Here is a 24,291-nt window from a genome sequence, read left to right as displayed (position 1 = left end):
GTATTATTTTTTAAATAATGTTAGAATATAAACAATAAGCGTTTAATTATATAAACTGTTTTTAAGCAGTATTGAAATATAAAATTGTTCACTAAAAAATAGAATAAGGTGATTAATAATGAATAAAAAACTACAGCGTGCTAATAGAATTATAGAAATTTTAAAAGAAAAAAATGGTGCTTCAATTAAAGATTTAGCATCTACTTTAGGAGTTTCTGAAATGACAATTCGACGAGACTTAAATCTTTTAAAATCAAATAATATCGTTAGTAATGTGTATGGGGCAACAATATATAATCCTTTAAATAGTATTGAAAAACTAAATAATAATTATGATATTACAGATGAGACCATAAAAAGGGAAAATGAGAAAATTAAAATTGGTAAAGCTGCTGCAAAGTTAATTCAAGATGATGATATTATCATAATAGATGCTGGTACAACTACAGAAAAATTAGCACAAAATATTAGTGATGATATAAAACTAACAGCATTATTTTATAGTATAAATATTTTAAGTGCTTTGAAAAATAAAAAAAACATTGAATTAATATTTTCAGGTGGATATTTTCACGAAAACACTCAAATGTTTGAAAGTCCTGAGGGAATTTCTCTTATTGAAAATATGAGAGCTACTAAAGTTTTTGTATCTGCTGCTGGAGTTCACGAAAGCTTAGGGGTTACATGTTCTAACAACTATGAAGTGGCAACTAAAAGAGCTATTATAAGTTCATCTGTGGAAAAAATATTATTAGTTGATTCTGATAAATTTGAATCTGTTAAATCTTCTTATTTTTCAGATCTTCAAGAATTTGATATTGTAATTACAGATCAAGGTATTTCTGATAAATGGCGTACTCTCCTTGAAGATCTAGAAATACAAGTGATTATTGCGTAATTATCTTAAAGTTAATTAATAATTTAAAATATAANNATGCATATATCAACACTCTGTTAAAACATAGCCTTATATTTTAATTAAATAATTCTTCTTCTAATTTTTCTAAATCTAATATTTTAATTATATTTTTATCAAATTCTATGTACTCCATATCTCTTAAATTCATAAGTTCTCGTGATAATGATGGCCTAGGTATTCCAAGATTAGAGGCAATTTCCTTTTTGCTTTCCTTTAAAGTTATATATATACTATTTTGTTTTTTAGACAATTCAAGTATGAAATTTATAACCTTATGCTTAATACTTTTAAATGATATATTCTTTATTTTAGCATTAAGCATCAAAATTTTATTACTTAATATAGACATAAAATTTTCTAGTAATTTTTCATTTGCTAAACATAAACTTATAATAGTTTTTCGTTTCATATATAAAACACTACAATCCTCAAATGCAACTATTGTAGATGGATAAGTATTTTTTTTTGAAAAAATAAGTGCTTCTCCAAATACTTGATTATTAGATAACCTCTTTAAAACAATGTATTTTCCACTTAAATATATTTTTTGTATTTCTACCATACCATCTAATATAATTCCCAAACTACTACATTCATCATCTTCTGAAGCAATAATTTCGCCCTTTTTATATGACTTAATAAAATAATTTTTATCAGATATAACACAACTTATTTCTTCTTCACTAAGTCCTCGAAACAAATTATTTTTATTTAATTTATTTATTAAATCTTTCATATAAATTACACCTTTCTAAAAAGAAAAACACACATTATATTAAATGTATGTTTTTCTGAATTTTAATTTATATTATATCATTAATATAATATTTAAACATCTTCTAATAATAAATCTCTTTTATTAAATTTGCTTTTCAATAATTTACATACTAATCCTAAGCCCATTCCACAGATTGCTGGTAGAATCCATCCTAATCCTTCAGAATAAAGTGGCAACTTAGAAAATATATTTATTAAAATATCTATTCTTATTCCAGCTTGGCAAGCAGCATCAACAATACTTACTATTCCTGTAAATAAAAGTGTTAAAGTATACACTATTGAACTTCCTCCAAAAATATCATTTAATATTCCTAGTAATATAAGCATTATAGAAATTGGATAAATTGCATTTAAAACAGGTACTGATATTGCAAGTATTTTACTTAATCCCATATTAGCAAGTATCATACTTGAAAGTGTAAGTATTCTAACCCACATTTTATAATTTACTTTTGAATTTAATGTTGTGAAATATTCACTACAAGATGTTATAAGACCAACACAAGTTGTTAAACATGCTACTGTAAAAATTGCGGCTAATAATATAACTCCTGGTTTTCCAAATAAATATGTCATTACATTAGTAAGTGTTTGTGCACCTGTTTCTGTTGCTCCAAATATTCCAACTGAAGTAGCTCCTAAATGTGCTAACATACAATAAATAACTATTAACATTAACCCTGCAATAAATCCTGATTTTATTGATGTTGAAATTATTCCATTTTCATCATCAACTCCCTTAGACTTTATAGCAAATGCTATTACTATACCAAAATTTAAAGCAGCTATTGTATCCATGGTCATATATCCCTCTAAAAATCCTTTTGCTAAAGGTGATGATAAATATTCTCCACTTGCTAATCCATATCCCCCTAATGGCTTAAATAAACTTCCTATAAATACAATTGAAATAAGAAATAATAGTGTAGGAGTTAAAAATTTACCTACACGATCAACTAATTTTCCTGGTGATAAACATAACCAATATGCAATAGCAAAAAATGCAAAAGTATAAACTAATCGTGATAATGTGATAGAGAATTCCTTTGGTAAAAATGGAGCTACTGCCATTTCAAATGGTAAGCTTCCTGCTCTAGGAATTCCTAGACATGGTCCAATTGATAAATATATTAATATTGTGAATACAATAGCAAAACTTGGATTGACTCTACTTGCCAAATTTTTTAATCCTCCACATTTAGCAACTGCAATTACTCCTAAAATAGGAAACCCAACTGCTGTTATAAAAAATCCCATTAATGCTATCCATGTTTGATTTCCTGCTGATTGACCTAAAAATGGTGGAAATATTAAATTCCCTGCTCCAAAAAACATTGAAAAAAGCATAAAACTTACAAGTACTAAATTTTTCTTTGATAAATTTTTCATTTTAAAATCCCCCTAGATTGTTATTTTTTATTATTAACTCAATGCTTAATGTCACCTTCAATATCCATTTAAATTCCCCCTTTTTACATATAAAAATACCCCGTCCCTAATAAAGGGACGAGGTTAAATCGCGATACCACCCTAATTCTATAAAATGATATATAAAAATATGCAACTCATTTTATAGCACTCCATTACGTACTAAATAATACGCTTTTCTGTTAACGGTGAAACTCCGTTGAAACTTACTCAATTTTCATTAAAATTTCAGCTTCACTTCTCTGAGATGATCTTCAGTTATACATTGTACATTAGCTTTCATCACCCACTAACTTTCTGTAGAACAAAAATATTACTTACTCTTTCTCTTCTTAGAATTTTTATTTTATTAAATCTATATTTAGAATATACCCCTCTACTTATATTGTCAATATTTCACCTATTTATTTATCAAATTATCATTTTTCTCATTTATTTAAAATATTTTTAATAAAATATTTTGAAAATTTTATATTTAATTACTAATATATCAAAATCACTTAAGAACTCTATAACCTACTTGAATCACAAATTCATTATTAGTATTTACAATTCTCCTTATATTTTCATCATTAAAATTTAAATTTCTTATTTCTAATTTTTCACATAGTAAAGTAGAATGTATTATTATATTTCTAACTTTATTAGGATTTTCAGTACCATTTAAAATTGCTATACTATAGTTTATTAACATAGTATTTAATTTATCAATCTTAATTATAAGCTCATCTATTCCCTCTTTTAATCTATATGGAAATATTTTTTTATTTACTATTATAACTATCACTACTCCTATTATTACATAAATTATTCTATAAATAAGAAGAACATTTATATTTTCTGCTAATGATGCTATACATATAGAGGCAATTGAAGCAAATAGTGAGATTTTATAATATTCTTTAAATCCATATAATAAATATAATGATAATATTAAAATTAATATAGTTATCCATTTTAAATTTACTAAATTTATAAATATTCCTGTAAACAATATTCCTATAACATTTCCAATTATTCTTTCTTTAGTTTTATTTAAAGTATATTCATAATATGGTTGAATTACAGACATTATTGTTATAATAGCCCATATTATTTTATAGTACCCTAAAATTTCACCAATAAACAAAACTATTGTTAAGGTTATTGCCATTCTCATTGCAAAATTAAATCTCATACCTTTATGAAACGATTCTCTAAAATTTTCTATATTTTCCTTTTCCCACTCACTATAAATTTTATTTATTTCTTTATTTCCTAATTCCTTTAATTCCTTTATACTAATTTTTAAAGAATTCATTATATTACATATCTCACTTAAAGTTTTAGATTCATTATTATATAAATCTTTAAATAGATTTATTTTATTTTCTAATTCTTCTACAGTTACACTATAATTAGAATAATCTAATATATCATCTATTACATTTATTATATCTTCAATTTCATTCTTTTTAATATCATTATTATTATATTCAGAATATACATTTCTTAAATAAAGATTAAAATATTCCATATTTATGTATATATTAAACTGTATTCTTCCTAAATTAGTTGTTAAATATTTTTTATGTCTTGTGATATAAACTTTATATACTAGTTCTCTCATAATTTTAGAGCACTTTTTTACTATATTTTCTTCAAATTTACCATTAATAATATTCTTAAGCTGACTTTTCATCAATAATAAAGATGAAGTTATACTATTTCCTAATTTAGATTTCTCATTAACTTTTGTTATTATATTGCTACAAACTATAACTAATACACCAAAAATAACTGCTAATATTCTAAGAGGTAATTCTTCTAAAGATATACGTGCGTACTGAGTAAATATATATAACATAATAAACGGTTTGTAAAAAGCCATATCATAAGGTGAAATTATATTATACATTATTAAAAATATAGATATAAAATTTATTATAATCCCCCAATAAATATTTTGCGATGAAATAAATGCTGCTACTACAATTGCTAAATCAATAAGAATTATATTTAAAATTTTACTGATAATTTTAACCTGTAGATTTTGTCTACTTAAAACTGTTGATGTTAAAGCTATTGGAAATGCTAGCATTATATTTTTTATTCCAAACAATAATCCAACACCGAACATAGTTATTACAGCTACAGTACCATGCTTTAACATTGAATAAACATTAATATGATATTTATTTATTATTTTATCAATCATAAATAGTAACCCTGTATATTTATGGTTAGTTTCTTATATTTCAACATAAGATTTTTTAATAAATTATACTTATTGTTTTCTTGGTAAATATCCATAAGTGTTTATCTCCTATATAAATAAATTTAATATTACTTATAATTTGTTTATAATTCTTTAAATTATTCATGAAATAAAACATCTGTATTCAGTTATTATCAATTTTCTAAATATTAAATTTTATACAATAAAAATAGACCCATACTCTTAAATAATTTCTTATTTAGAGATAGATCTATTTTATTTCATACTTTACTTATGCATATATCAACACACATTTAAGATTTTTATAATTTCCTAAATAAGAACAAATTGGCTGTGAACCCTTCACTCTTCAAAAATTCTATAATTTCCTATACATAAAAAAAGGAGTGCTTTTAGTAAATTACTTTACTAAAAGCACTCCTATATTAAACAAAACTATCTTCTGTTGTTTTGTTGTTTTCTAGCTCTTCTACAGTCAATACATCTTGTAGGTTCGTTAGTGAATCCTTTTTCTTTGTAGAATTCTTGTTCTCCTACTGTGAAAACAAATTCCTTACCACAATCTCTACATACTAAAGTCTTATCTTCCATTTTAAAATTCCTCCTTGTTAATTAAAAGATTAATATATTGATTAATATCATTCTCTAAAAGGAGAAATTTATACATCTATATTAAAAACCTTTTTATCTTTATCGATATTTTTATAATTTACTTATATATATTACCGATATTCTTATAATAACACTTTTTTGATAAATAGCAAGCCTTTTTTATCTTATAAATGTTATTATTAAAAATTAATTGCTAAATTTAATAAATTACTAGCATCATCATTAGATAAATTCTTAGATTGACTTATTTCTTCAACTAGTGTTTTCACTGTTTTGCGTAAAGTATCCTTTTCGCTTGAATTTAAAGAATGTTGTTCTTTTACTTTAGTAAGATTACACACAACTTCTAAATAATCCGTTAATGTTCCTGATTTTATTTTTTGATTATTAATGGATGCTCTTTCTTTAAAATCAGATTTATTTAACTCTTCTACGTTATTTGTAAATTCTTTTACATTTTCTAGAGCATTATCTAAAGTTTCCGAATCACTTACTAATCTTATGTTTAAATCATTTACTCTATTAATTGGTAATGTTAATGTCATATTATTATTAAATATATGTATTTTATAATAATTCTGAACTTCCCCTTTAAATAACATTTCACCTATTAATTCAATTATACCTACCCCTTGGCTAGGGTATACAATTTTATCTCCTATATTAAACAAAAAATAACCTCCTTTGGTTTTACTATTATAGTATACCACATTTAGTTACTTTTATAAAACTTTTATTTTATCATAAAACCTAATCAGTATCAACATAAAATTTCCATTAATTTATTATTTAATGATTCATAATGAATTTAAACGTACACATATAAATTATCGGCTTAAATATTTAATATATAATTCTATTTCATTTAAATTTTTGCAATAATTTTATTGATAATTTGAAAAAATCACTTGATAAAATATAACATTTAATCATATAATTATATAAAATATTATATAATTAACAATTTAAACATATAAATAAGTAGATATGATAAAAATCATAGTTTCTTTTAATTTTTATCATACCTATATAACTAGCCTTTAAGTTTTTAGCCTAAACATTTAAACCAGTACCTACTGTTATAATGACAATATTATATAGAATATCTTATATTAAATAATACAAATTTCAGATGGTGTCTCGATGAGTTTCTCTTCGTCCTATTTTATTTGGATAAAGAGTTTTTTATATCTCTATAGGATAATTTTTCAAAGAGGAGTGATTTATATGAAATACAATTGTGCGGAAATAGTTGTTAAATTATTAGAAAATGAAGGAATAAAATATATTGCTGGCATTCCTGGTGGATTTAATCTTCCAATATATGATGCTTTATATAAAAGTAATATAACTCATATCTTAGCTAGGCATGAACAAGGTGCTGCTTTTATAGCTCAAGGTATTTCAAGAAGTACAGGTAAACCTGGTGTATGTTTTGCAACATCTGGTCCTGGTGCTACAAATTTGCTTACTGCTATTGCTGATGCTAAATTAGATTCTATTCCACTAATTGCAATAACTGGACAGGTACCTCTTTCCGCTATTGGTACAGATGCTTTTCAAGAAGTTGATGCCTATGGGCTAACTATTCCTATTACTAAGCATAATTTTTTAGTTAGAAATTCTAAAGACCTTTTTACTATCATACCAGAAGCTTTTAAAATATCAATGGAAGGGCGTCCTGGTCCTGTACTAATAGATATTCCAAAAAACATTCAAATTGAAATTATAGAAGTAGATGAAAACATCTTTAAACAAAATAAAGAAGGTGCTTCTATTAAAAAATCCCCCAAAAGTTATAAACTTGAATGTATTGCTGAATTAATTAATACAGCCAAAAAGCCTATTATTTATGCTGGAGGAGGTATCATTAGTGCTAATGCCTCTAATGATCTATATACATTAGCTAAAAAGAGCAATATTCCTGTCACATTAAGTTTAATGGGATTAGGTGCATTTCCAGTTAATGATGATTTAAACTTAGGAATGCTTGGAATGCATGGAGCTCCTTACACAAATTATCTACTTAACGAAGCAGATTTAATATTAGCATTCGGGGTTAGATTTGATGATAGAGCTACTGGAGATATAAATAAATTTTGTCCTAAAGCTACAATAATCCATATAGATATTGATCCTGCAGAAATTAATAAAGTTAAAATTAGCAGCTTATCGATGAATGAACATATTAAATATTTCCTAGAAGATATTTTACCTCTTGTTAATAAAAAAGAAAGAACATCGTGGATAGAACGAGTTAAGTGCTTTAAAAAAGATTATCCACTTCCTCAATTTGATAATCTTCTACATCCAACTAATATAATTTCTTTTGTTGGTAATAATGTTTCTGACGATACGATAATAGTTACTGATGTAGGTGAACATCAAATGTGGACAGCTCAAAGATATCCTTTTAAGTATCCTAGAACCTTCTTGACTTCTGGCGGCTTAGGAACAATGGGATTTGGACTTCCTACAGCAATTGGTGCTGCATTAGCAAATAAAGAAAGACAAATTATTTGCTTTTCTGGTGATGGATCAATTTTAATGAATATTCAAGAACTTTCAACACTTAAGGATCTAGATTTAAATATAAAAATAATAATATTAAATAATCATCATTTAGGATTAGTTCGCCAACAACAAGAATTATTTTATGATAAACACTTTATTGCATCAAAGTTTATATCAAATCCTGATTTTAAAATAATCGCTAATGGTTTTGGAATAAATAGTTGTAATTTGTCACAAGAAAATGATTCATTAGATAAATTAAAAGAAATATTATCAAAACCTGGTCCTTATTTAATTAATATACCAATTAATGAGACTGAAAATGTATTACCTATGGTTTATCCTGGTGATGCAAATATAAAAATGATTGGTGGTGAAAAATTATATGATTAATACTGATTTTTATCTCGTTGAATTGCTTGTAAGAAATCATCCTGGAGTGATGAGTCATATAACAGGACTGTTTGCTAGAAGAGCTTTTAATTTAGAAGGGATACTTTGTACCCAAATTGGAGATGGAAGTACAAGTAAAATGTTCTTACTTGTAAAAAACGACTTTGCATTAGAACAAATTATAAAACAATTAGAAAAACTTTATGATGTTCTTGAAGTATCGCTTCACCAAGATTATGATTATTCAATTTTTCAAAATCTAGATAAAGTATTAAAAATAAAGTAGTTATTTCTAATACTTTGGAAATATTATAACTATTTGATATTTTAGTAGAAAGTGGGGATGTACTAATTTAAAATTATAATTTAAAAAGTATATTTAAAAATTTCAAAATAAATTTATTTATTACCTCTCCCACTTTCCTCTTTTAATCTTTATTTCTATTTTTATATAAAAATTAAAATTTTATAATATTTCTAATCTATATATTATTATTCAAATGAATATTTTAATCCCCATTGATTTCTAACTTCATCCATTATATTCATAACGTCAATTGATAGATTTAATGTATTGCATTTACCCTTATTTAATATATATTTATTCATATCTTCAACTTCATATATCAATGCTTTATTACTCTCTCCTGCTTCTATAATCTCAACCTCTCCATCTGGATAAGTTATTGTTGCTTTATCTCCTCTTGGGAAATTCTCAACAGTTATATAACCCTTTTCACAAGCTACAACACCTCTTTTAGGTTGTTTTGCTCTCATTGTTAATGAAATTACAGCCATTTCATCATTTGAATTTTTAAGTATTATTCCAGATTGTTCATCTACTCCAGTTTCAAATTTTTTAGCTGTTGTTAAAATTTCATTTGGCTGACTTGAAAGAAAATATCTAGTAAATGATAATGCATACGTTCCAATATCTAATAAAGCCCCACCTGCTAAGTCTGGACTAAAAAATCTGTTATTAATGTCATATTCTTTTAAACTTCCAAAAGAAACTTGAATCATCTTTACTTTTCCTAATTTTTCACTGCTTATAAGTCCACTTAACTTTTTATATAATGGCATATGATATATAGTCATAGCTTCAGCAACAATTAGATTTTTTTTATTTGCTAAATCAGCTATTTCTTTTAATTGCTCACCATTAACTGTTATTGCCTTTTCACAAAATACATTTTTATTATTCTTAAGACTTTTTATTATATATTCATAATGATTACAATGTGGTGTAGATATATAAACCACATCAATATTTTCATCATTTAACATCTCTTCATAGTTTCCATATATCTTCTTAACATTATACTTACATGCAAATTCCTTTGCCTTTTCTATATTTCTTGATCCTACACCATAAATACTTCCATTCACCTCTTCTATAGCCTGTGCAAAATCATTTGCTATGGTTCCTGGTCCTAATATAGCCCAATTTATATTTTTCATAATTTCACCTCTAATTTACATTATATATTTAAATTGTATCTTTATTAGAAAATTGGCTATTATATAATTTCTCATAAAATCCACCTTTTTTCATTAATTCCTCATGGTTTCCTTGTTCAATAATATTACCATCATTTATTACTAAAATTAAATCTGCATTACGAATGGTTGAAAGTCTGTGTGCAATAACAAAACTTGTTCTACCCTTCATTATATTTCTCATTGCTTTTTGAAGCATTAACTCAATTCTTGTGTCTACTGAACTAGTAGCCTCATCTAATATTAAGATTGCCGGATCAGATATTATTGCTCTAGCTATAGTTAACAGCTGCTTTTCTCCTTGAGATATATTAGACCCCTCTTCATTAATAAACATATCATAACCATCTGGTAAAGTTTTAATAAAGTGATGTACATTGGCTATCTTAGCAGCTTCTATAATTTCATCTTTAGTTGCCTCAAATCTACCATACTCTATATTTTCATAAATACTTCCGTTAAATAACCAAGTATCTTGAAGAACCATTCCAAAAATAGATCTTAAGTCCTCACGTTTCATATCTCTAGTATCTACACCATCTATTTTTATAGATCCGCCTTGAATTTCATAAAATCTCATTAATAAATTAATTAATGTAGTTTTTCCAGCTCCTGTTGGACCTACTATAGCAACCATTTGGCCACTTTTTATTTCTGCATTTAAGTCAGTAATTAAAGGTTTATCATCAAAGTATCCAAACTTAACATGTTCAAAAGAAACATTTCCTTTAGGATCACTTATCTTTTTGAAATTTTTCTTATCAGGAATTTGCTCTTCTTCATCTAATATTTCAAATACACGCTCTATAGCTGCAAATGCTGCTTGAATTGCAGAAGATAATTGTGTTACTTGTGAAAGTGGTTGATTTATTTGCCATATATAACGTATAAATGCTTGTAGATTACCTACAGTTAATGTTCCAGCTACAGAATAAAATGCTCCTAAAACTCCTATGACAGCAATTCCAAGGTAAGTTATTAATGAAATAAACGGAGACATAGTACTTGATATAAATTGCGCCTTAAATCCTGTTTTATAAAGTTCTTCATTTATATCTGAAAATTCTTTAATAGCATCTTCTTGTTTTCCATATAACTTTATTTCGTTAAATCCAGTATACATTTCTTGAACATTACCATTTAATTTTCCTAATGCATTTTGTTGATGATAAAATAGTTGTTGCGATTTTGATACTACTATCTTTGAAACTAAATAACTTGCAGGAATAATTAATATTGCAAGTAATGCTAATTTAATATTAATTGTAAACATCATTATCACTGCTAATGTTAATGATAATATAGCATTAATTACTTGACTAAAACTTTGTTGAAGAGCATTAGATATTGTATCTATATCATTAGTAATTCTACTTAATACATCCCCTTGACTATTTTTATCAAAATAGCTTATTGGTAATTTTCTTATTTTATTTTGAACTGCATTTCTTAAATCTCTCATTGTATTTTGTATAGAATTAGTTAATAAAAAGCTAGCTGCATAAGTTGATAAAGCACTAAATACATAAACTATTCCTAATATTATAAGTACCTTTATAATATAACTAAAATTTACTGCTGCACCGTCAATTCCTTTAACTATATTAATTGAATCACTTGTAAGTTGTGTTATTATAAGCCCTTCTACAACAGGAGCAATAGCTGTAAATACTGCAGCTATTATTATTAATAAAATTGCTCCTATAAATGATTTTTTATATTGTTTTACAAAAGGGAATATCTTATTTACTGTATATTTAAATTTTTTCATTATGCTAATTCCTCCTTTGTAAGCTGAGATGAGGCAATTTCATTATATATATTGCAATTACTCAACAGTTCTTTGTGTTTACCCATTCCAACAATTTTTCCCTCATTTAAAACTATAATTTTATCTGCATCCATTATTGAACTTACTCTCTGTGCTACTATTAAAACTACTGATTCTTTTGTTTCTTCTTTTAATTTTTCTCTAAGTAATGAATCTGTTTTAAAATCTAACGCTGAAAAACTGTCATCAAAAACATATATTTCTGGTTTTCTAACTATAGCTCTTGCTATAGACAATCTTTGTTTTTGTCCACCAGATACATTTGCTCCACCTTCAGTTATCATTTCATCAAACATCTTAGGTTTATGTGAAATAAAATCATAAGCTTGTGATACTTTAGCTGAATATTCAACTTCACCGGTACTTGCATTTTTCTTACCAAATTTAATATTATTAGATATACTGCCTGTAAATAATAATGTTTTTTGTGGTATAAATCCAATCTTTTTACGAAGATAATTCAAATCATAATCTCTAACATCAATACCATCTATCTTTATATTACCTTCCGTAACATCATAAAATCTTGGAATCAAATTAATTAAAGTAGATTTTCCACTACCAGTACTCCCTATAAAAGCTACTGTTTCACCTTTTTTAGCACTAAAAGATATATCCTTTAATACGGCTTCTTCTCCACCTGGATAAGTAAATGTAACATCATTAAATTCTATTAGGCCTCTAATTTCTGTACTCTTAATACCATTTTTAGGATTTTCTATTATTGGCTCTTCTTTTAGTATTTCTTCAATTCTATTTGCAGATACTTGTGCCTTTGGATACATAATAAATATCATTGAAAATAACATCATTGAAAACATAGCATGAAATAAATATTCTATAAATGCTACTAGTTGTCCAACTTGAAGTGTTCCTATATTTATCATATTACTTGATAACCAAAAGATAGTGATTATAGCTACATTAAGTAATAAGAAAAATGCCGGTTGCGATACAGCCATTAGCTTGAATAAATTTTTTGATATTTTAGCATATTCATTATTAGTTTCATAAAATCTTTCTCTCTCATGATCATCATTTCCAAACGCTCTAATAACTCTTATACCAGTTAAATTTTCTCTAGATATTCTATTTAACCTGTCTAATTTATTTTGTTGCTTTTCTGATATAGGATGAGATAATTTTGCAATTATAACAACTCCAACTATTATAAATGGTAATGCTATTAATAATACTGATGATAGTTTTAAATTAGTCTTTAATATCATCACCAAACTTACTCCAAACATAACAGGAGTAAGTAACGCCATTCTAAGCAATGTATTAGTAAATTGCATAACTTGATACGCATCATTTGTAGTTCTTGTAATCATGGAAGAAACCCCAAATTTATTGTACTCACTATGTGAAAATCCCTGTACTTTTTTAAATATGTCATTTCTCATATCTCTAGTTATACTTGTAGATATCTTTGCTGAGCAGTATCCAAGCATTATTGTTCCTATCACTCCTAAAATAGAAATTAAAACAATAACTAATCCCATATTTTTTATGTACTGTACATCACTATTAGTTATTCCATTATCAATAATTTTAGCCATAACAGTTGGAATTCCTAATTCAACTAAGGCAAATCCAAAAACGGATATTACATTTAAAATTATTAGAAATTTATAATTTTTTAAATATTTTAAAATTAATTTCATTATATAATTTTCTCCCATCTATTTTTATTGATTATAGTGTTTCAAAAATATTAAAACTATTATTGCATCTTAAATTATTCTTAATTAGTTTGTACTAACTCTTCCTTATATTTAATTAAACATTTATATTGTTAGTTAGTTTTATTTTAATTTATTTATACTAAAATATGAGAACTATTTTAAAATATCATTAACTTTAATATATAATATTTGAGTTCAAGTTATTAATATTAATTTTACAACTACTATATTATTTTATATATTTCTTAATTTTACCATATAAAATTTACATTATTGAAAAATCTTTATAGAAATATTATTATATAATAATAAAGTATACAGTAACCGTATAGTCAATAGGAGAATTAAAAAATGAGTGAAAAATTAAAAAAATATTTTAACACTGGAGAATTTGCAAAACTATGTAATATTAAAAAGCAAACCCTTTTTCACTATGATGATATAGGCATTTTTTCGCCTGAGATAAAAGATAAAAATGGCTATAGATATTATTCACATCATCAATTTGAAATCTTTAATGTTATTATGATTTTAAAAGGAATTAATATGCCATTAAAAGATATTAAATCTTATCTTGATAATAGAACACCTGATTCATTAATAAATCTATTTAAAAATAAAATGTTAGAAATAGATAATGAAATTGAAAATTTAAATAGAATAAAAAAACTTATGCAAACTAAAATTGATGTGACACAAAAAGCATGTGAAATTAACCCATTAAAGATAAGCTTAGAATTTAAAGAAGAGGAGCATTTAATTATTAGTAAATCTATAGAGAACGTAAGTTGTAAAGAATACTTAAGATCAGTATCCGAACATATGAAATATTGTACTTCTAATAAATTGAATACTAGTTATTCCCTTGGTGCTATGATTAATAGTAAAAATATATTACAAGGAGTAAAAGAAAACTATTCTTATCTTTATACAAAAATAGACTTACAGACAAATTGCCCTTCATCTTTTATTAAACCAAAAGGAATATATGCAGTAGCATATCATAAAGGTAATTATGAAAACATTGATTCTACATATAAGAAAATACTATCATTCTTAGATAGATTTAATCTTAATATTGGTGGTTATGCTTATGAAGAATTTATTTTAGATGAGGCCTCTGTAAAAGGCTATAATAATTATTTAACCGAAATTTCAGTTGAAGTTAATACTAAATAGAGCTCTAAGTTATATCAAAGTATTGATATATGAATAATCAAAGCTGGCGAAAATTCTAAAAGCCAACTACAATGCCACTTAGCCTATTGCATATATCAATACATATTTAAAACAGAATCAAAACTTTAATCTATATATAATTATTGATTTGTATAAATAAGCATGATTCTATAATATACTTAATTTAACTCTATATACATCCATAAAAATTTTTAATATCTTTCAAAGAAATATCTATATCATTTGAAGAATTCTTACACGTATAAATGGGTAACTTAGTCATTTCTTCTAGAATTCTTTTATTTTCTATGTGAATAATATTAGATTTATCATAATTATTTAATATTATTGAATTTACAGTAAGATTATGTTTTTTTATATATTCCAAGGTCAAAATAGTGCCATTTATACTACCTAAACCTGAAGCCGATACTAATATAATAGGAATTTTAAATTTTTTTATAATATCTGTTAACATTATTTTCTTTTTACCATCATAAATCGGACAAACTATTCCCCCACTACCTTCCACTGTAATATAATCAACCTTATTACATTTACAATTAAAATCATAAATTATTTTGTTCATGCTAATTTCTACATTATTAAGTTTAGCTGCCAAATGTGGAGATACAGCTTGTTCAAAAATATAACTTACACATTCATTAGGATTACCCTTAATATTTGCTACATCATAAACATACTTAGCATCTCCAGCTATAATATTGTTGTTTATAATTTCTGCACCGCTAAGTGCCGCCTTATAATAACCACAATTAATTTTTGCTTCTCTTAATTTTTTTATAATTAAAGCAGCTATATAAGTCTTTCCTATATCAGTGTTAGTAGCTGTTATGAAAACTCCTTTTGCCATAGCTATACCTGAAATCCTAACTCTTTTATGATTTTTATATCATCAGAAGTTTTTATTCCACATGTTGTTAACATATCTCCTGAAATTGCCGCATTCACTCCACATTTCATAAGTCTTTCCCCCTTATCGTTAAGCAACGCTCTACCTCCTGCAATACGAATTTGCCTTGTTGGCAGAATAAATCTAAATAATGCAAATGTTTTAATTATTTCATCATAAGATAAAATCTCTTGATTTTCTAGAGCTGTTCCCCTTATTGGATTTAAAATGTTAATCGGAATACTACTTACATCAAGTTCTTTTAATGTAAATGCCATATCAATCCTATCTTCCATAGTTTCTCCAAGGCCTATAATCCCACCACTACAAACTTCAAGACCAGCCTTTAATGCGTTTTTTATAGTAATTATTTTTTCTTCAAAAGTATGTGTAGTACAAATATTTTTAAAAAAACTTTTGGATGTCTCTATATTATTGTGATAGCGAATTACTCCAGATTCTTTTAACTTTAATAATTCCTCATAATTTAATAATCCATGAGATGCACAAATATTAATAGAACACTTTTCTTTTAACTTAACATATGTATCACATATTTTATTAATATTATTTTCACTTAATTTTTTTCCTGAAGTTACAACTGAAAAGCGGTGAACTCCACTATTATAATTAGATATTGCACTTTTTATTATTGATTCACTATCTAAAATATCATATTCCTCAATATTAGTTTTAAAATATGCAGATTGAGCACAATATTTACAGTTTTCTCCACACCTTCCGCTCTTTCCATTTATAATTGTGCATAAGTTAAAATTGTTTCCACATAATTTTTTTCTTATTTCATCTGCTGAATACGCTAATTCATATGTATTTTCTTCTGAAAGTATTAAAGCTTCTTCTTTAGAAATTAATTCTCCATTTAAAACTTTTTCTTTATATTTATTTACTATATTCAATGTACCTACCCCTTAAAATTGGATTTATCTTACTTGCTAATGTAGCTCCCATTATACATAATACAATATCACCTGGTATATCTAACGGAAAGCATGATAATATGATAATACTTAATGATGTTGGTGTTTTTAAATATAAATTTAAAATTATAAATTTATATAATATGCCAATAAAATAGGTTGTTAAAAAGCCTGTTAAAGCTGAAATTAAATATTTCTTAAAACTCTTTGCTTGTATCTTTTTTACTACACATCCAACTAAAAATGATGCTGCAATAAATCCTATCAAATATCCAAAGCTTGGCCTAAAAACATATTGAATTCCTCCTCCAGCTGCAAACACTGGAACTCCTAATAAACCTAACATTACATATGTTCCCACAGACGTTGCCCCTAACTTAGGTCCTAAAATCATTCCAGATAAAATAACAAAAAGAAATTGCAATGTAAAATAGTCCATAAACGGTACAGGAATTTGAATAAATGCTCCTGCTATAATTAATGTTGTAAATAATGCACAATAACTCATATTCCTAATTTTTGATTTTTTCATAACTATAATTCTCCTATTTTCATAAATATGTGAATAATTATAGTTGTATATCACTATATTGTCAACCTATCTTCTTTTTATAGTTTACAATATAAAATATTATTTAAATATTTTATAAATATCCATCAAGTAGCATAAAATAATAACGAAATATTCTATAATGAGTACTTTAAAATAATATGATATTTAAATAAGCCCATTTAAAAACCTTAATATATAAAAAGAACTAGAACAAATACTTTATTAGTTGTTCTAGTTCTTTTCAATAATATAACTTCAAATTATTTTTTTAAGATTTTTACTAAACATTTTAATTTTTCTTCACTAATCTCTTCAAATGGACTATTATTAATTCTTACAGAAGTTCCAAAATGAAAATCTGTAAATTCTGTATTTTCCTTAAGCATTTCTATATTATTAAAGTTTAATCCTCCACCTAAAAGTATATTAATATGCTCTGAATTTCCTATCATCTCTTTTATTATAGGTATATTATTCACTATATTACCATTTCCACCAGAAGTCAGTACATTCGTTATCTCTTTATATCTTTTAAGTATTTTTATACTTTCTATTGGATTTGTTTCATCTATAGCTTTATGAAATGTCACATCTATTCCATTACAATTTTTAAGAATTCTTCTAAGTTGCACTTCTGATATATTTTTATCTCTATCTAACATTCCGAGCACAACACCATTAGCACCTAATTTTTTTACTATATCAATATCCCTTAACATTATATCTACTTCTTCATCACTATAAATAAACCCCTTTGCGTGATGTCGTATCATTACATTTACAGGTATTTTAACATTTTTTATTACACTTTCTATAATTCCAAAGCTTGGAGTAAGTCCACCTTCTGTTAAAGCACTTACAAGTTCTATTCTATCAGCTCCACAATCTTCTATAATTTTTGCATCATTCACTGTCATTCCTATTATCTCTAACATTATATATCACCTCAAGTAATTTAAAGGAGTCGTGTATCTTACGACTCCTTATTATATATTTTAAATTATATTTTTAATTTTAATTAAACTCTCATTATGTTTTTAATTCCATCTGCAACAAATTCTACATTAGTTCCTACTATAACTTGAGCACTATTTTTATCTAATCTAACGACACCTCTAGCACCAATAGATTTTAATTTTTTCTCATCAATTAAACTTGAATCTTTTACTTCTAATCTTAAACGAGTTGCGCAATTATCAACTTTTAATATATTTTCTTTTCCACCTAAATATTCTATATATCTTCCATAAACGTTTTCATCAGATGTATTTAAATTTATATTTTCTGTAAATTCACCATCCTCTTCTTCTCTACCTGGAGTTGGTAAATTTAATTTCTTTATTAACACAAAGAATATTAAGAAATAAAGAATCCCTATTCCAAGTCCTATTGGTATTATTAATATTGGATTGGTTGCTAAATTAAAGTTTAATGCATAGTCAATGAATCCTGCTGAAAATGTAAATCCATGTAATACTCCCATAAAATCTACTATAAAACAAGATAAAGCAGTTAATAAAGCATGTGCCACTAATAAAACTGGTGATAAGAATATAAATAAGAATTCTAATGGTTCAGTAACACCTGTTAAGAAAGCTGTAAGCGCTAATGATACTAACATTCCTGATACTGCTTTTCTTTTTTCTTTTTTAGCTGCAAAGTAGATTGCAAGTCCTATTGCTGGCATACCAAACATCATTACTGGGAAAAATCCTGCCATAAAATGTCCTGCAGTAGGATCTCCTTGGAAAAATCTATTTAAATCTCCTGAAACACCATTATAATCTCCTAATTGGAACCAGAAAAATGAATTTAAAACATGATGAAGCCCCATAGGTATTAGTAAACGATTAAAGAAACCAAATAATGCTACACCAACTGCACCTAAAGCTGATATTCCAACCGATGCATTTCCTAATCCATTTTGAATTGATGGCCAAATCATTCCAAGAGGTATTGCTACTACAAATGCAATTAATCCTGACATGATTGGAACAAGCCTTCTTCCTCCAAAAAATGCTAAGAACTCTGGTAGCTTTACAGTTCTAAACTTATTATAGGATAATCCTCCTATAACTCCTGCAAGTATACCTCCCAAAAATGATATTTTTAAAGTTGCAGCAACTTCTGGTGCATAATTCATACTCCAATATTGCTTAGTTACATTAGTTAATGTTAAATAAGTAATAACTCCAGCTAATCCTGATGCACCATTTTGGTCATCAGATAATCCTACAGCAACACCCACTGCAAATAACAACGGTAAATTATCAAATAATGCACTTCCTGCTGAAGCAAAGAAAGGTAATATTGTTTTAAAAAACGGTATGAAACTTAACGCATTAATTACATCTGGTTGACCGATTCTAAGCATTAATCCACCAATTGGTAGACATGCTATTGGAAGCATAAGTGATTTCCCAATACGTTGTAAAAATTTAATCATAAGTTGTTCCTCCTTATAAAAATAAGTTTTATCTAAATATCTCCCAATAATTTTAGTATCATTATTAATTCTACTAATTACTCAGTTACCATATTGGAATTATATTTTTAGTACTATATTGTGCTAATAAATTTTTTAAACTATATTATAATCCACTGGATTTAACAAGTTTGCTGCTTCTTTATCTAATATAATCACCACATCATCATGAAATTGAAGTATTGAAGCTGGAACTTCTGGAGTCACTTTTCCATAAACAGTATCATATATAGCCTTTGCTTTATTTCCTCCAGTAGCTAAAAGCATAATTTTTTTACTTTCAAATATTGAGCCTATTCCCATTGTTATTGCCTTACTAGGTACCTCATCTAAACTATTAAAAAATCTTGCATTTGCAATTCTAGTAGATTCTTCTAATTCAACTACATAAGTTTTCTTTTCAAAACTTACTGTTGGTTCATTAAATCCTATATGAGCATTATTTCCTATGCCTAATACTTGTATATCTATTCCACCAGTATTCTTTATTAAATCATCATATTCTATACATTCTTTTTCAATATCAATAGCCATTCCATTAGGTATATGAATATTTTCTCTTTTAACATTTATATAATTGAATAAATTTTCATCCATAAAATAATGATAACTTTGATTATTATTTATAGGTAAATTTTGATATTCATCTAAATTAAATGTTTTTACCTCTGAAAAATCTATCATTTTATTTTCATACATTTCAATTAATTTTCTATACATTCCTATTGGAGTGCTTCCTGTTGCAAGACCTAATATTGAATTAGACTTTAAAGTTATTTGGCTCATTATTATTTGAGCTGCTTTTTCACTTAACTTATCATAATTTTCACAAACTAATATTTTCATAAACTTATCCCACCTCTAATTTAATTTATTAAAAATAATCCTTCCTTCCGATATGGAAAGATGGCAATTCATCTCATCATCAAAAATACATATATCTGCATCTTTTCCTATCTCCAAACTTCCTTTTTTATCATCTATACCTATAGATTTAGCTGGATTTAACGAAGCCATATTTATAACTTCATTAAGCTCCAAATTAGTATTTTCAAAGAAATTGTAAACTGCCTTATTTAAAGTTAAAATACTACCTGCTAAAGTTCCATTAATTAACCTAGCTGCACCACCTTTAACATATACATCTTGTCCACCAAGGTCGTATTTACCATCTTTCATACATCCTGCTCTCATACTATCAGTTATAAGAATTACTTTTTCTTTTCCTTTATTATTTAATATAAATTGAAATAAATTCTTATCTACATGTATCTTATCTGCTATTATTTCACAATAAGTATTGCTCATAAGAGCAGCACCAACTACCCCTGGTTCTCTGTGATTTAACGGAGTCATAGCATTAAATAAATGAGTTATATTAGAAGCTCCTAAATTTACTGCTTCCATGGTTTGTTTGTATGAAGCATTACTATGGCAAATTGATAAAATAATCTTAGTATTTTCTTTAACTTTCTTTGTAAATTCATAATCATCATCTAGTTCAGGTGAATATGAAACTAATTTTATAACATCAGTGTAGTTTTTTATAAATTGAAAATTTGGTTTTAATATATATTTAGCATCTTGTGCTCCTTTATAAATTGGATTTATAAAAGGCCCTTCCATATGAGCTCCAATGACTTTTGCCCCAGCAGTACCATTTGCCATACATTCTTTTATTGTATTTAAAGAATTATAAATGTGTTCCTTACTCATCGTCATTGTTGTTGGTAAAAATGAAGTAACACCATTTTTACAAATTCCATTACTTATCGCTTCTATTGCTTCTATTGAATTATCCATGGTATCAAAATTACAACTACCATGTACATGTATATCTATAAGACCCGGCGTCACTATTTTTTGCTTTGCATCAATTAGTTCACAATTTTCTGGTATTTCATCACACATACTAATTATTTTTTTATCAAATAAAAGAACCTTATTTTCTAAAACTCCATTCTTAGTTACAATTATTCCGTTTATTATTGCTTTCATATTCAACCCTTCCTATCAAATTTTTTTAGTTTTCATGTAATACTATTTCATATTCATGCTTATCTGTTATGAATATTGAACTCGTATATTCCATTATTTCTTCTTTATCTGTATATACTAATCTATCTATTTTAAGTGCTAATGTATCACTCTCTTGATTTAATAAATTAGATGTAAATTCATCTATAATTATTGGACTTATTACTTGCTCTGCTCTCTTTGTTTTGTGATGATATCTTTCTCTATATAATGTATATAAAGAATTTTCTTTTATTAAATCCTCATTCAAATCTTCACACATATCTTTTAATATATAAACAATTTCTAATGCGAAAGGATCATCATCTATATATCTTATTCTTTCAATTTTATATATTAATGTGTCCTTATCTTTAACATTTAGTTTCTCTCTTATACTTTTATTTTGAAAGTCTAAGTGAAAATTTAATAATTTACTTTTTACTGTAAACCCTTTTTCATTCATTACTTCCGTAAATCCTTGTAACTTTTGGAATTTATGTTTTTTCTTTTTATAAGCAACAAACGTTCCTTTTCCTTGTTTCCTATCTAATAATCCTTCAGATACAAGATTTAATATTGCCTTGTTAACTGTCATTCTGCTAACATTTTGAATCTTACAAATTTCTCTTTCTGGCATTAAATAATTGCCTTCTTTTAATTCACCACTTTCTATCATCTCTCTAATTATCAAAGATAATTGAGTATGTAATGGTATGTTTAAATTTTTGTCTACTATTTTCAATCTTATCTCCCCCATCTTGGTATATTATATTGGTATATACCAATTGGTCTATACCAATATAATATGCTATATCGTTTTCAATGTCAATTATTTTTTTTATAAAGATTATATTTTAATAGAATGTTTATATATGTAAACAAAAAAAAGCCTAATGTAGTTTTATTCTACATTAGACTTTTTATCCTATATTTAATAATAACAAATAATTGTAGTTTTAGGTGTTATATTATCATAAATAGATTTTGCTGTACTATACGGTAAGTTTATGCATCCATGTGAACCACCATTTTTATAAATTTCTCCACCAAATTCCGATCTCCAATTCGCATCATGAAGTCCTATTCCACCGTTAAACGGCATCCAGAAGCTTACTGGAGCAGCATATCCTGGACCTCTTAGTACTGTATCTTTTTGTTTATAATATAATTTATAAATTCCACTTGGTGTTGCATAACCTGCACTCATATTTCCTGTAACTATAGAACTGTCAGTAACCAAATATCCATTTTTATAAAACCATAAATGTTGATTAGTCATATCTATTTCAACAAAAGTATCTGATAAATTATCAAAATATCCCGCTACTGATGTTTGATAATATGATGGATAAGTAGTTAGAGTTTGTCCACTTTTTATAAGACTTATTAATCTTTTAGTTTCTTCATCTACATTAATTGCCCATCCATGGTTATTTCCAGAATATCCTCCACCAACTTTTATTGAAGTTCCTAATGAATTTCTATAAGAACTAGCTAGTTCTTCTACGAAACTTCTAACTTTAGATTCATTTAATACTATTGATAAATTAGAATCTATTGAAATCCAATCTATTATTTTATATTTATCTACAGCTTGTACCATTCCACCATAACTATAAGTTATATTAGTTGATAAATACTTGTTAATAGTATCTGCTGCATAAATTACCTCGGGTGAACTAGATGTATATTGTGGATGCTCATAACAGTCCAATGTTTCTAAATTCAATTCAATCTCTTGGTTCTTTATAGCCATAACTACATTAGTATATAATTTTTCTTTATTTAATTTACTTCCTATAACTTCCGATGTAATTATATAAGAATAATTTCTATATTCTAATTTTGAACTTTTGGGTTCAGTTACATTAGTTGGATTTAAACAAGATAATTTATCTATACATTGTCTCAATAATTGTTCATCGTAAGAAATTGATATTGGATCTGTAGAATTGAATTTTAAATTTATATCTTTTCCTTTAATTTCTTCAGTAGTTCCACCTCTTTTTATTAATTTTAATACATATTTATCACTTGATGTAGAACTTAAAGTTTTTGCATAAACATTTGTAGTATTAATAAATATTATACTTAATGCTAAAACCATACTCAAAAAAGTGGCTAAGCATTTACTTATGAACTTATTATAATTATTAATTTCTTTCTCCATAAAAATAATCCCCCTAAAATTTTTATATTAGATTAAACAAATCTACAACTTATTTAAAAATTAGGCTCTGTTTTAAATGCGTGTTGATATATGCAATAGGTAAAGTGGCATTGTAATTGGACTTTGAGAATTCTTAATGAGTATTGTC

The 24,291-nt window shown here is 26.0% G+C and carries 21 protein-coding genes and 1 other annotated feature; of the genes, 4 read left to right on the top strand and 17 right to left on the bottom strand.

All coding sequences use genetic code 11. From position 1 onward, the window contains the following. Nucleotides 1–118 precede the first annotated feature (118 nt). Entirely contained in the window at nucleotides 119–898 is a 780-nt protein-coding gene (locus NG918_RS03900) for a DeoR/GlpR family DNA-binding transcription regulator (protein WP_252214835.1), read from the top strand. Nucleotides 899–974: 76 nt separating this feature from the next. Here NG918_RS03900 and NG918_RS03895 read toward each other — a convergent pair whose 3' ends face one another. From NG918_RS03895 to NG918_RS03875, 5 genes are all read right to left on the bottom strand, one after another. Further along, nucleotides 975–1,655, bottom strand: a complete 681-nt coding sequence (locus NG918_RS03895; protein WP_252214832.1) for a Crp/Fnr family transcriptional regulator — start codon at nucleotides 1,653–1,655, stop codon at nucleotides 975–977. Between the two features lie 92 nt (nucleotides 1,656–1,747). Then, nucleotides 1,748–3,088 carry a branched-chain amino acid transport system II carrier protein gene (gene brnQ, locus NG918_RS03890; RefSeq protein WP_252214829.1) on the bottom strand — a complete coding sequence of 447 codons (1,341 nt, stop codon included), beginning with the start codon at nucleotides 3,086–3,088 and terminating at the stop codon, nucleotides 1,748–1,750. Nucleotides 3,089–3,198: 110 nt separating this feature from the next. Continuing rightward, nucleotides 3,199–3,470, bottom strand: a binding site (T-box leader). 153 nt (nucleotides 3,471–3,623) lie between these two features. After that, nucleotides 3,624–5,324: an FUSC family protein gene (locus NG918_RS03885; RefSeq protein ID WP_252214826.1), complete on the bottom strand. Its 1,701-nt coding sequence runs from the start codon at nucleotides 5,322–5,324 to the stop codon at nucleotides 3,624–3,626. 456 nt (nucleotides 5,325–5,780) lie between these two features. Continuing rightward, nucleotides 5,781–5,936: a zinc-ribbon domain-containing protein gene (locus NG918_RS03880; RefSeq protein ID WP_003372054.1), complete on the bottom strand. Its 156-nt coding sequence runs from the start codon at nucleotides 5,934–5,936 to the stop codon at nucleotides 5,781–5,783. A 200-nt stretch (nucleotides 5,937–6,136) separates the two neighbouring features. Beyond that, nucleotides 6,137–6,628, bottom strand: a complete 492-nt coding sequence (locus NG918_RS03875; RefSeq protein ID WP_252214823.1) for a CarD family transcriptional regulator — start codon at nucleotides 6,626–6,628, stop codon at nucleotides 6,137–6,139. 556 nt (nucleotides 6,629–7,184) lie between these two features. Between NG918_RS03875 and ilvB the strand changes: the two genes are divergently transcribed. Further along, entirely contained in the window at nucleotides 7,185–8,864 is a 1,680-nt protein-coding gene (gene ilvB, locus NG918_RS03870) for a biosynthetic-type acetolactate synthase large subunit (protein ID WP_252214820.1), read from the top strand. Then, a complete protein-coding gene (ilvN, locus tag NG918_RS03865; protein WP_003374451.1) occupies nucleotides 8,857–9,150 on the top strand; it encodes an acetolactate synthase small subunit in 294 nt (97 codons plus the stop codon). The genes ilvB and ilvN overlap by 8 nt, the downstream gene beginning before the upstream one ends. Nucleotides 9,151–9,356: 206 nt before the next feature. Here the strand turns inward: ilvN and NG918_RS03860 are convergent, their stop codons facing one another. Genes NG918_RS03860 through NG918_RS03850 form a run of 3 tightly spaced genes read right to left on the bottom strand, consistent with a single transcriptional unit; the run spans nucleotide 9,357 to nucleotide 13,862 of the window. Next, the gene (locus tag NG918_RS03860; protein WP_252214817.1) at nucleotides 9,357–10,325 is read right to left on the bottom strand and encodes a Gfo/Idh/MocA family protein; all 969 of its coding nucleotides are present in this window, start codon (nucleotides 10,323–10,325) and stop codon (nucleotides 9,357–9,359) included. A gap of 28 nt (nucleotides 10,326–10,353) precedes the next feature. Then, nucleotides 10,354–12,135 carry an ABC transporter ATP-binding protein gene (locus NG918_RS03855; RefSeq protein WP_252214815.1) on the bottom strand — a complete coding sequence of 594 codons (1,782 nt, stop codon included), beginning with the start codon at nucleotides 12,133–12,135 and terminating at the stop codon, nucleotides 10,354–10,356. Continuing rightward, nucleotides 12,135–13,862 carry an ABC transporter ATP-binding protein gene (locus NG918_RS03850; protein WP_252224647.1) on the bottom strand — a complete coding sequence of 576 codons (1,728 nt, stop codon included), beginning with the start codon at nucleotides 13,860–13,862 and terminating at the stop codon, nucleotides 12,135–12,137. Before NG918_RS03850 ends, NG918_RS03855 begins: the two co-directional genes overlap by 1 nt. A 372-nt stretch (nucleotides 13,863–14,234) precedes the next feature. Here NG918_RS03850 and NG918_RS03845 point away from each other — a divergent pair, with 372 nt between their 5' ends. Continuing rightward, nucleotides 14,235–15,062 carry a MerR family transcriptional regulator gene (locus NG918_RS03845; RefSeq protein ID WP_252214803.1) on the top strand — a complete coding sequence of 276 codons (828 nt, stop codon included), beginning with the start codon at nucleotides 14,235–14,237 and terminating at the stop codon, nucleotides 15,060–15,062. 190 nt (nucleotides 15,063–15,252) lie between these two features. On the opposite strand, the gene bioD is transcribed toward NG918_RS03845, so the two are convergent. The 9 genes from bioD to NG918_RS03800 all read right to left on the bottom strand — a co-directional run bounded on the left by bioD (nucleotide 15,253) and on the right by NG918_RS03800 (nucleotide 24,143). Then, complete coding sequence (gene bioD, locus NG918_RS03840; RefSeq protein WP_252214800.1) at nucleotides 15,253–15,936, bottom strand: dethiobiotin synthase; 684 nt, start codon at nucleotides 15,934–15,936, stop codon at nucleotides 15,253–15,255. Between the two features lie 2 nt (nucleotides 15,937–15,938). Further along, entirely contained in the window at nucleotides 15,939–16,895 is a 957-nt protein-coding gene (bioB, locus tag NG918_RS03835; protein ID WP_252214797.1) for a biotin synthase BioB, read from the bottom strand. Next, nucleotides 16,879–17,448: a biotin transporter BioY gene (locus NG918_RS03830; protein WP_252214794.1), complete on the bottom strand. Its 570-nt coding sequence runs from the start codon at nucleotides 17,446–17,448 to the stop codon at nucleotides 16,879–16,881. Before NG918_RS03830 ends, bioB begins: the two co-directional genes overlap by 17 nt. A 281-nt stretch (nucleotides 17,449–17,729) precedes the next feature. Continuing rightward, the gene (locus NG918_RS03825) at nucleotides 17,730–18,404 is read right to left on the bottom strand and encodes a copper homeostasis protein CutC (RefSeq protein ID WP_252214792.1); all 675 of its coding nucleotides are present in this window, start codon (nucleotides 18,402–18,404) and stop codon (nucleotides 17,730–17,732) included. 83 nt (nucleotides 18,405–18,487) lie between these two features. Beyond that, on the bottom strand, nucleotides 18,488–19,915 hold the full coding sequence (gene nagE / locus NG918_RS03820; RefSeq protein ID WP_252214790.1) for an N-acetylglucosamine-specific PTS transporter subunit IIBC: 1,428 nt from the start codon (nucleotides 19,913–19,915) through the stop codon (nucleotides 18,488–18,490). 135 nt (nucleotides 19,916–20,050) lie between these two features. Then, on the bottom strand, nucleotides 20,051–20,800 hold the full coding sequence (gene nagB, locus NG918_RS03815; RefSeq protein ID WP_252224640.1) for a glucosamine-6-phosphate deaminase: 750 nt from the start codon (nucleotides 20,798–20,800) through the stop codon (nucleotides 20,051–20,053). 15 nt (nucleotides 20,801–20,815) lie between these two features. Continuing rightward, on the bottom strand, nucleotides 20,816–21,952 hold the full coding sequence (gene nagA, locus NG918_RS03810; protein WP_252214786.1) for an N-acetylglucosamine-6-phosphate deacetylase: 1,137 nt from the start codon (nucleotides 21,950–21,952) through the stop codon (nucleotides 20,816–20,818). Between the two features lie 25 nt (nucleotides 21,953–21,977). Beyond that, nucleotides 21,978–22,715 (bottom strand): GntR family transcriptional regulator, encoded by a 738-nt coding sequence (locus tag NG918_RS03805; RefSeq protein WP_252214785.1) that lies wholly within the window; start codon nucleotides 22,713–22,715, stop codon nucleotides 21,978–21,980. 189 nt (nucleotides 22,716–22,904) lie between these two features. Continuing rightward, nucleotides 22,905–24,143 (bottom strand): L,D-transpeptidase family protein, encoded by a 1,239-nt coding sequence (locus tag NG918_RS03800; protein WP_252224637.1) that lies wholly within the window; start codon nucleotides 24,141–24,143, stop codon nucleotides 22,905–22,907. Between the last annotated feature and the right edge of the window lie 148 nt (nucleotides 24,144–24,291).

The sequence above is a fragment of the Clostridium sp. ZBS2 genome (genome assembly GCF_023845855.1).
In the GTDB taxonomy this organism is placed as follows: Bacteria; Bacillota; Clostridia; order Clostridiales; family Clostridiaceae; genus Clostridium; species Clostridium aquiflavi.
Note: the sequence above shows the minus strand (reverse complement) of the source record. Positions and strands in the feature narration are given on the sequence as shown.